We start from the raw sequence: 10,431 nt of genomic DNA, 5'->3' as shown, positions 1-10,431 counted from the left end.
CTGATCACTGAGTATCTTAGCCATTTTTTGCCTACCTCATCGTTTTGATAGGCGTCTACTTTATTGGGGGAGGTTTCTGGAGGCCACGCTTTTTGTGGCCGGAACGAAATTAAGCAACTTGTTATACCTGACGTTCTGAGCGAACACGCGAGAACAAATTAAGATCGACAAGTCGCCCTTTAAAATAACGTGCTTGTCGCATTGTTCCTTCGAATACAAATCCAGATTTCTTTAGCATATGCTCTGATACGTCGTTACCTTGAACTGTAACTGCTTGAATTCGATTCATGGAAGATGATTCAAAGAAAAATTGGGCCAAAAGAGCCAAGGTCTCACTCGCGTATCCTTTGCCTCGATGACCACTGAAAATTCTGTAATATATTTCTCTGCCGTCAATATAGTGTGCAGTTTTGAAGAATCCTGCTTCTCCGACAATTTGGCCGGAAGAATCTTCAACGAGCAACTTTCCACAATGATCTTTCCAGAAGCCGGTATCGGCAAATTCAGTCTTGAAAGCAACCTCAGAGACAAAACTCAGCGGCATGAAATCACCTGGATCTTCATAATTCGAGGACAAGCTGTAGAACTCATCTAAATCAGCTGCTTTTACATTTCGGATTCTTACCAACACACCTTTGATCAAAAAATTCTCCTAAAGGTATAACGCCCAAATTTAGCGCGGAAAGCCGCGCAGCGGGTTGACGTCGCAGCCAGCGCTGTTTGATGGCGATAAAATTTGATTGTTATGCATTGTTACTGGGATCCTTCTTACCTAACCGTTCTTTTCTTCGCGCTTTGCCGATGGTGTGCTGAAGGCGAGGTGGCTGTTTAATGATCGAAGGCTCTCTTTCAACGCTCATTTTCGGTGAGGTTCCTTTGGTTCGCGAATTTCTTCGGTGAATTTGTGCACCTCTAGTTTCAACTCTTGCACGCCTCACGTCAGTAGACTGCGACACTGACTCAGTTTGAGCCAAAGGGTTAAGTGAAATTTTTACTTTGTGTGTTTGAGTAGCCTTTGATTCACCATTTAGCTCAAATACGTAGAGATTGAAACCAGCCCCAGCTGTGGCTTCAACTTGAAATGCTATTTCCAATTCTATACTACCAAGCTCAAACAACGGGCTTTCATTATCTATTGATTCAAGTATTTCTTGCTTTACTGACTTAATGAAGTCCTTGATGCTGATATTTCCCTTCACACTTAACTCCTTGTAATGCATAACGCTTATTCGACGGGTCGACCCGCACTTAAACACGGGTTAACCCGTACTTGTAAATTTAATGTACAGAACATTACACTGCATCTTTTAAAACTACAATTACTTATAGGTACAGCTGGTACTTATGCAGGCGACAAATACGGGTTAACCCGTCTAACAAAGCAGGAACGCTTTGATAATACAGGTATGCAAACACACTGATTTTTAGCTTTAAATACCTAGAACATATTCGATATCGGTATTTAATGCCTTTGCCGTATCTGTATGCCAGGGTTTGCGATTGGGCCACTGCCAGAATACGCATTCCTTGCCGGACAAAAGCCTATTACACTGTTGGCATAATTTAGCTAAACATAACTTTATGTCGCATAACACCATTGCCCTGAACAAGCAGCGCCAGCCGTTGAACCACCTCGATTCGGTGTGGTTGTTTGGTTATGGCTCACTGATATATAAAACCGACTTTGCCTATTTAGATGCAAAGCCTGCCTGTATTTATGGCTGGCAGCGGCGGTTTTGGCAGGGCTCGCATGATCATCGTGGTACGCCAGAGGCACCAGGAAGGGTGTTAACGCTAGTTGAAACACCCGGCGCGCGCTGTGCGGGTATGGCGTATCAGGTTACACCAGATACTTTTGAGCATTTAGACCATCGTGAAAAAAACGGTTATCTGCGTGTATTTACGCCATTACATTGGCTGCCCAGCTCTGATAACAGCGAGTCCGGCAACAGCGGGCACGATGAAACGGAAGGCGTGGTGTATTTAGCCAGCGCCGATAACGAGGCTTATTTAGGCCCTGCCAGTGACGCTGAAATTGCCGCCCATATTGCCAAAAGCCGTGGTCCAAGCGGCCCTAATAGCGAATACCTGCTAAAACTGGCGCAGGCACTACGTGACATGAACGAACACGATGAGCATGTGTTTGCTATTGAACGGCAGTTGCTGTTACTTATGCCCTGAGTGGTTGAAAAGTGAGTGATTAAAACGGGCGGATATTGCCACAAAAAAGACCGGTAGTATTTACCGGCCTTTTTCTTAGTACATTAACAAAATGCGATTAAAACGAGCCAACCAGAGTCAGTGCGGCATGCAGTGGTGCGCCTACTGATGCCTGATGCGTTGAGTGTGCATTAGGGAAATACAGCTCATCGGTGAGGTTTTCTACGTTCAGCTGAATACGTAAGTCTTCAGAGATATCGTAGTAAGCCGACACATCAATACGGGTATACGAGGGTAATACCGCGGTATTGCCGCTGTTGATAAAGCTCTTGTCCTGGTATGTTGCACCAACACCGAAACCAAACACATCATTTACCTGATAACGGGTCCACACCGAGAAAGTATTCTCCGGTAATTCAGCCGGTGTTTTGCCGGTTGGGCCAGTACGGCTGACAATTTCGCCACTCATGTTGCTGTAGTTGGCTGATACCGACCAATCCTGGCTTATCTGGCCACTTAACTGCAGCTCGAAGCCAGAAATATCAGAATCAATCACATCCAGCGTTGATGGGTCGCTGTCGGCAACCTGAGGTGAGCTTTGCTCATTTTCAAACACGGCAGCAGTAAAACTTAAACCTTGGGCAAAATCCCATTTGATGCCAACCTCACGGTTGCTGTAAGTGTCTGGGTCTAATTGGTTATTGCTACCGTTAATATCAGTGTATTGCTCGCCGCTGCGTGGTAGAAAAGTTTCACTGTAGCTGGCGTACAACGAGATATTATCCTTTGGCTTATAAATAAGGCCGGCACGTGGCGAAATTTCTTCGTCGGTGCGGCTGCGGGTTTCCAATACCTCAGGCATGGCGTTAAACACGTCGATATCAAAACGGTCGAAACGGGCACCCAGCACTAAGTTAAGCTGGTCGGTGAGTTTAATTTCGTCCTGCAGATAAAATGAAAATACATTCAGGTCAACGCGGGTGTCGTCATTTAAATCGCTAAAGCTTGCTGTAACGGTGTCACCGTTAGCATTGACACCAGTTAAGTTATGGAAGTTCAGTGGCCGTTCAATGCTGAAGATTTCGCGGTCAGTTAAGGTAGAGTCAAATACCGGGTTAAAACGGTTTTGATCAGAGTCGGTTTGGCTAAACTCTGAACCTAAGATCACGGTATGCGCAATAGTACCGGTGTCAAACTCGGCAATCAGGTTGGCAGACAACGTCAGGTTATCGCGCCAGGTGTTGTCGACATAGCCATCCAGTTCAACGGTATTTTCTGCCTGATTAAAGCTGTTGGCATAAAAATTAGTGTACACCTTGTCAAAATCACCATACTGGGCAGTAAAGTTACCCTTAATTACGTCGCTGAAACGATGCTCCAGCGCAGCACGAAATACGTGTGCTTCCAGTTCATGGACGTTATTTTCTGCATCGGCAAACACAACGTCTTTTAGCGCGGTAACCGGGCGGCCATCGGCACCCGTTGGAATACCGCGGTCTATAAAACGCTCGTGATTAACGTATTCATAAGACAGGTCCAGCAGAGTTTCGTCAGATAATTTAAGCCGTGCCGTTGGATTAAAGCCTACCCGATCGCCGTCATAATAATCACGGTGACCTTCCAGATGCTCAACCATGGCGTTAATACGTATTGCCGAATTATCTGTCGTAACCACGTTAGTATCCAGCTCGCCGCTCACGCCGCCAAAGCTGTTTAAGCCCAGTTTATAACCGGCAAAATTATCGTCCAGCTGGGCCTTTTTGCTTACCCGGTTTAAGATACCGCCCGTACCTCCACGACCAAATAATAACGCGTTCGGGCCGCGTAAAATCTCTACTTGCTCTATGTTATATAACGCGCGGTAATATTGGACATCATCACGGTTACCATCAATGTAAAAGTCAGCCGTTGAGCGCACGCCCCGAAATACCACGGAATCACGATGCCCTTCACCCTGAGAGGTATTCACCCCCGGGGTATAGTCGATAATGTCGCCAATACTGTTAAAACCACGCTCAGTGATCTGTTCCGCAGTGACAATAGATAAGCTTTGCGGCACATCAATAATTGGGGTTGGCGTTTTAACTGAGTTTGATTGGTTTACAGACAAGTATTTGCCTTCAACCACAATGCGCTCAACGCTGTCGGCGTTATCAATATTCTGAGCCACAACGGTGTTACTTAACAGAACGGCTGCTGCGATACTTGTTAGTCGGAATTTCAATTTAACCCTCTCCATTTTATTGAAGTGCCTGTTGCTGTCATCGTTAATACACTATGCCCATACCGCCACTAATTAGCGGACGACGGCGTGCAGCAACAAGCGTTACATCACAATAAAACAAATTATATTGCGAATAGTTATCAGTTGCACGTTTATTCTTCATTAGAATTAATAAATGACAGGAGAGGTTTGTATTAGAATTTATACGCTTAAGATATTTCCACGGCACTGTGTTCATGCTTCTAACTGTGCAAGCTCCTAACTGTGAATAATAAAAGACCGGGATGGTATAGGGTTATACCATCCCGGTCTTAATGCAAAACGCGGCTGGTTACCCAGCCATAAGGACTAAAAACTTAGCACCAAGCGCTTACTCTTTTACTACATCAATAAAGTACTTCAGCTCGCCGTTTACCATTTCGCGCACTAAGCCGTGCACGTCGGTTTCAAATCCCGGGAACGCACTGTTAAAGGCACGGGTAAATTGCAGGTAACTAATAATAATTTTATTAAAGCGCTCACCCGGCACCATTAGCGGTATGCCAGGCGGATACGGTGTTACTAACATGGCGGTAACACGGCCTTCTATTTCATCAATAGATACCCGCTCAATATCACGGTGCGCCATCTTGGCCCAGGCGTCTGCCGGTGTAATAGCGGTTTCAATATGCGACAGATACATTTCAGTGGTGACTTTGGCCACGTCATACTTGCGGTACATATTATGAATTTGCTGGCACAGGTCGCGCAGGCCCACTTTTTCATAGCGCGGATGCTTTTTAGCGAATTCCGGCATAATGCGCCACATTGGCTGGTTTTGATCATAGTCGTCTTTAAACTGCTGCAACTCGGTTACCATTGAGTTCCAGCGGCCTTTCGTTATGCCGATAGTAAACATAATAAAGAACGAGTACAGGCCGGTTTTTTCAATGATAATACCGTGCTCTGCCAGGTACTTGCTGACAATAGCGGCAGGTATACCCTGTTCGTCAAACTGGCCATGCAGGTTTAAGCCCGGGGTAATAATGGTGGCTTTAATAGGGTCAAGGATATTAAAACCTGATTCTATCGCGCCAAAGCCATGCCAGCTGTCTTTAGCATGCAGTGTCCAGTTATCGCGCGTGCCCAAGCCCTCTTCCGGTAATTCATCCGGGCCCCATACACGGAACCACCAGTCATCATCACCAAACTCGGCATCCACTTTACGCATAGCACGACGAAAATCTATCGCTTCTAGCAGTGACTCTTCCACCAACGCGGTACCGCCCGGCGCTTCCATCATAGCCGCGGCAACATCACAGCTGGCAATAATGGCATATTGCGGGCTGGTTGAGCTGTGCATCAGATACGACTCGTTAAACCGGTGCGTATCAAGGTTACGATTCTGCGCGTTTTGCACCAGAATTTGCGAGGCCTGTGACAAGCCAGCGAGTAACTTGTGGGTAGACTGGGTTGCAAATACCAGCGTATCTGCTGAGCGCGGCCGGTCTTTGCCTATGGCGTGCATATTTTTATAGAAGTCATGGAAGCTGGCGTGTGGCAGCCAGGCTTCGTCAAAATGCAAGGTGTCGATGGTTGACCCCAGCTCTTGTTTTATTTCTTCTACGTTATACAAAATACCGTCGTAAGTACTTTGCGTAATGGTTAAAATACGTGGCTTTTTGTTCTTGGCATTGCGGGCAAAAGGATTCGCTTCAATCTTCTTCGCGATAGCTTCGGGTGAAAACTCGCTTTTCGGGATAGGGCCAATAATGCCGTAATGGTTGCGTGTAGGCATTAAAAACACCGGAATAGCGCCAGTCATAATAATCGAGTGTAAAATCGACTTATGGCAATTGCGGTCTACTACGACGATGTCACCCGGCGCAACAACAGAATGCCACACCATTTTATTTGATGTAGAAGTGCCGTTGGTAACAAAGAATAAGTGGTCGCAGCTAAAAATACGTGCGGCGTTAGCTTCACTCTCGGCAACCGGGCCGGTGTGATCGAGTAACTGACCCAGCTCATCTACCGCGTTGCAGACATCAGCGCGTAGCATGTTTTCACCAAAAAACTGGTGAAACATCTGCCCTACCGGACTTTTTAAAAAGGCAACGCCACCGGAGTGACCAGGGCAATGCCAGGAATATGATCCGTCTGAAGCGTAATCCATTAAGGCATTAAAGAACGGAGGCGCTAACGCATCAAGGTACTTTTTCGCTTCACGAATAATATGCTTAGCCACAAATTCTGGCGTGTCTTCAAACATATGAATAAAGCCGTGCAGCTCACGCAGTACGTCGTTTGGTACGTGGCGCGTGGTGCGGGTTTCACCATACAAGAATATTGGAATATCAGCATTACGCTTGCGTACTTCTTTAATAAAGGTACGCAGCTCACCTAACGCCTTAGCAACTTCCTCCGGCGTGCCGGTACCGAATTCTTCATCATCAATAGATAAAATAAAGCACGACGCGCGGCTGGCTTGCTGGGCAAAGGCGCTTAAGTCAACATAACTTGTGTAACCCACGACTTCAAAGCCGTGGCTGCTTATGGCTTGTGCTAAGTCACGAATACCCGAGCCCGAGATGTTCTCTGAGCGAAAGTCTTCATCAATAACAATTACCGGAAAACGAAAATTCATGCGATTGGTCCTTATTGGTCCATCTTCTTACGCGCTTTCATTAAACGCTCGCGCTTGTATTTTTGCAGCGGCGTTTCCGTGTTCTTTTTCGTTGGCGCAAACGGGTTTTCACCTTCACGGAATTCAACCCGTATTGGTGTCCCCATCATTTGCAGCGCTTTACGATAATAATTCATCAGATAACGCTTATAAGAATCTGGCAGGTCATCCACCTGGTTACCGTGAATAACAATTAATGGCGGGTTGTAACCACCGGCATGCGCATACTTTAATTTTACCCGGCGACCATGAACCAATGGCGGCTGGTGATCTTCCTGCGCCATCTTCATAATGCGGGTTAGTAGTGCCGTACTGTGGCGCTTGGTAGCTGAATCAAAGGCCTCTTCTACCGATTCAAACAAGTTACCAACACCAGAGCCATGCAATGCAGAGATAAAATGTAAGCGGGCAAAGTCGATAAAACCTAAACGGCGGTCCAGCTCGCGTTTTATTTCATCTTTAACAGAATCGTTCAGGCCGTCCCATTTGTTTACCGCAATAACCAGCGAGCGGCCAGCGTTCAGTACAAAGCCTAAAATACTTAAATCCTGATCAGAAATACCCAAACGGGCATCCACAACCAAAATAACCACGTTGGCATCTTCAATAGCCTGCAGGGTTTTAACCACCGAGAACTTTTCTACCATGTCATCAATTTTGCCGCGACGCCGTACGCCTGCGGTGTCAATTAACGTGTAGTCACGGTCGTTACGCTGCATGGGAATATAGACAGAATCACGCGTGGTGCCGGGCATATCGAATACCACTACGCGCTCTTCACCTAAAATGCGGTTAGTTAACGTAGATTTTCCCACATTCGGCCGGCCAACTATCGCCAGTTTAATATGTTCACTGCGCAGCCTTGCCGCTTCGGCATCCGCCTCTTCTTCGGTCAGGGTTTCAAGCGCCGGGCCGTCCTCAACCACAACTTCACCGGCTAATACTTTTTGCTGCTCTTCGGTTAACAGCGGTATTAACGCGTGGTTTAACAAGGACGACACACCACGGCCATGCGCCGCAGCAATAGCATACACATCACCCAGTCCTAAACTGTAAAAATCAGCTATGGCGGTGTCGGCATCTAATCCATCGGTTTTATTGGCAACAACAAATACTTTCTTTTCTACTTTGCGAATATGTGCCGCTATCGCTTCGTCGCCTACCGTCGCGCCAACGCGGGCATCGACCATAAACAGCACTACATCAGCTTCATCAATGGCCTTTAGCGATTGCTCAGCCATTTCAACTTCAATGCCCTGCTCGTTGCCGTCGATACCACCGGTATCTACAACAATAAATTCCAGGCCATCAAAATTCACAGAGCCGTATTTACGGTCTCGTGTCAAGCCGGGGAAGTCTGCAACCAGTGCATCGCGTGTACGGGTTAGACGGTTAAAAAGTGTCGATTTTCCGACATTGGCTCGCCCTACAAGGGCAACGACAGGCAACATTATGTGAACCTCAAAAATAACAAAACAGGCCTGGGTTAGGCCTGTCTAAAAACTTCAACCGCTAAGCCCGGTTTAAGGCGTTTGTAATAAGACTAGCTCACCGTTGCGGCTTTGTACCAGCAGATAACTGCCATCCGTTACGGCTTCGGCATAAAAGCCTGAACTGTCCATGCTTTGGCGGGCAACAAAATCACCCGTTTCACGATTAATCCAATGCAAGTTACCTTGATTATCGCCTACCACTAAATAAGTTTTGTATACGGTTGGTGCAGTAAGGTAATGATTATTCAAACCAAACTGCGACCACTTCTCAGTACCATTTCTAGTGTCAAGGGCATAAATTCGGCCAACAGCATCGACGACATATAAAATATCACCGGCAACCGCCATATTGCGGAAACTGGCATAATCACGCTTCCACAGTTGTCGGCCTGTGCGTAACTCCATCGCAATTAAAGCACCATTAAAACCAATACTAAATACGGTGCCCCCTACTACCACAGGCTTAGCATCAACATCAGCTAACCGCGACAAGTCGGTAGTACCCGTAGGAATCGCGATGGCTTCTTCCCACGCCTGGTATCCACGCTCAGCAATAAGTACACCTAATTTGCCGTTGCCAGAGCCGTAAATAACGCCACCGGCTTCAATAACTGGCTCACTGACACCACGCAGTGTTAGTGCGGGTTGCTCGTTTTCAAACTGCCAGCGTTGCTCGCCGGTGTCAGGGTGCAGTGCTATCAAAGTGCCGGCACCCGTTGCTACAACAACTAGGCCATCGCCGATAGCTGGTTTTACCAATACTTCGCCTTTAACATCAACGCGCCAAACCAGCTCGCCATCGGCAGACAAAGCAACAACATCACCGTTTTCTGTACCAAAATACAGTTTGTCGTAGCCAAAACTTAAGCCGCCGGAAATACGCGCATTATCGCCAGACCAAACATCGCTGATCCCTTGCCAGAAAGAGTTACCCGCTGGTTTGCGCAAATCAAATTGCCACTTGCGATCTCCCGTTTCCAGGTCATACGCTATAACCAGGCCTTCTCGGCTAGCAGCATAAACCCTGTTTTTAACAATAATTGGCGTTAAGCTGGATTCGTAATGCATCACCCCAGAACCTACATCGTGATCCCACACTAAGGCAGGGTCAATGATGTTTGTCACCGGCGGTAATACAAGCTCGTCTTTACTGGAACAGCCCGCCAGTACCAAGGTAGCCAGCAGTAATACCTGTTTAACCTGTAATTTCACACTTACCTCTTTACACTGCAGTGATGTGTGCCAATTCATCTAGCTTAACTTGTAGTAGCTGCTTATTGCTTCCGGCAGTGCTTAACGCCACTTCATAAGCGGCTTTTGCTTCTGCTGCTTTATCAGCTTGCAGCAAAATATCGCCTTTTAATTCAGCTTGTAGTGCAGCAAAGCTCTCTGGCATCGGCTTGTTTATTGTTACCAACGCCGCATCCACATTACCTTGTTCACGTTGCAAACGCGCCAAACGTAACTGAGTGACTGCCAGTACTTCAGCTGATTTAGCATGCGTCATCACCCAGTTAAGTTGGGCTTCGGCCTTATCAAACTGTTGTAATGTTACTGCGTCTTTAGCCGCTAACAACGCCACCAACACGGCATAGTTATCGTCTTTTGCCGCGGCAATAAAGCCTTGAGCCTTTGCAAGCCAGTCTTCACTCGCTGCTGCAGCATCACGCTGTATGATCAGTTGGTTATATTTAGTTGATGCCTGTTCTGCAGCACCACGTTGTTCCGCTTGATAAAAACGAAAGCCATACAACGCCGCAAGCCCCAGCACTACGCCACCCAAAATAGCTTTACCGTACTCTTGCCAAAAGCGTTTAATCGCTTCTACTTGTTGTTCTTCACTGCTGTAAATTTCCACTGCGTTACTCCGTTGTACGTCAAAGGCCGGT

The 10,431-nt window shown here is 46.9% G+C and carries 8 protein-coding genes; 1 reads left to right on the top strand and 7 read right to left on the bottom strand.

Features of this window, described 5'->3' with window-relative positions:
* Positions 1-121: 121 nt before the first annotated feature.
* The gene (locus tag ORJ00_RS09450; RefSeq protein ID WP_306139661.1) at positions 122-643 is read right to left on the bottom strand and encodes a GNAT family N-acetyltransferase; all 522 of its coding nucleotides are present in this window, start codon (positions 641-643) and stop codon (positions 122-124) included.
* Between the two features lie 100 nt (positions 644-743).
* Positions 744-1,199, bottom strand: coding sequence for a trypco2 family protein (locus ORJ00_RS09445; RefSeq protein ID WP_306139660.1), 456 nt, complete (start codon positions 1,197-1,199; stop codon positions 744-746).
* A 382-nt stretch (positions 1,200-1,581) separates the two neighbouring features.
* Here ORJ00_RS09445 and ORJ00_RS09440 point away from each other — a divergent pair, with 382 nt between their 5' ends.
* Positions 1,582-2,181 carry a gamma-glutamylcyclotransferase gene (locus ORJ00_RS09440; RefSeq protein WP_306139659.1) on the top strand — a complete coding sequence of 200 codons (600 nt, stop codon included), beginning with the start codon at positions 1,582-1,584 and terminating at the stop codon, positions 2,179-2,181.
* Between the two features lie 97 nt (positions 2,182-2,278).
* Here the strand turns inward: ORJ00_RS09440 and ORJ00_RS09435 are convergent, their stop codons facing one another.
* The 5 genes from ORJ00_RS09435 to ORJ00_RS09415 form a co-directional block, all read right to left on the bottom strand.
* The gene (locus ORJ00_RS09435; RefSeq protein WP_306139658.1) at positions 2,279-4,384 is read right to left on the bottom strand and encodes a TonB-dependent receptor; all 2,106 of its coding nucleotides are present in this window, start codon (positions 4,382-4,384) and stop codon (positions 2,279-2,281) included.
* Positions 4,385-4,754: 370 nt separating this feature from the next.
* Complete coding sequence (locus tag ORJ00_RS09430) at positions 4,755-7,010, bottom strand: arginine/lysine/ornithine decarboxylase (protein ID WP_027671060.1); 2,256 nt, start codon at positions 7,008-7,010, stop codon at positions 4,755-4,757.
* A gap of 11 nt (positions 7,011-7,021) precedes the next feature.
* Positions 7,022-8,500, bottom strand: a complete 1,479-nt coding sequence (gene der, locus ORJ00_RS09425; protein WP_027671061.1) for a ribosome biogenesis GTPase Der — start codon at positions 8,498-8,500, stop codon at positions 7,022-7,024.
* Positions 8,501-8,572: 72 nt separating this feature from the next.
* Complete coding sequence (bamB, locus tag ORJ00_RS09420; protein WP_306139656.1) at positions 8,573-9,754, bottom strand: outer membrane protein assembly factor BamB; 1,182 nt, start codon at positions 9,752-9,754, stop codon at positions 8,573-8,575.
* Between the two features lie 10 nt (positions 9,755-9,764).
* Positions 9,765-10,400: a YfgM family protein gene (locus tag ORJ00_RS09415; RefSeq protein WP_027671063.1), complete on the bottom strand. Its 636-nt coding sequence runs from the start codon at positions 10,398-10,400 to the stop codon at positions 9,765-9,767.
* Positions 10,401-10,431: the final 31 nt, after the last annotated feature.

This window comes from Rheinheimera baltica, assembly GCF_030731985.1.
Taxonomy (GTDB): domain Bacteria; phylum Pseudomonadota; class Gammaproteobacteria; order Enterobacterales; family Alteromonadaceae; genus Alishewanella; species Alishewanella baltica.
Note: the sequence above shows the minus strand (reverse complement) of the source record. Positions and strands in the feature narration are given on the sequence as shown.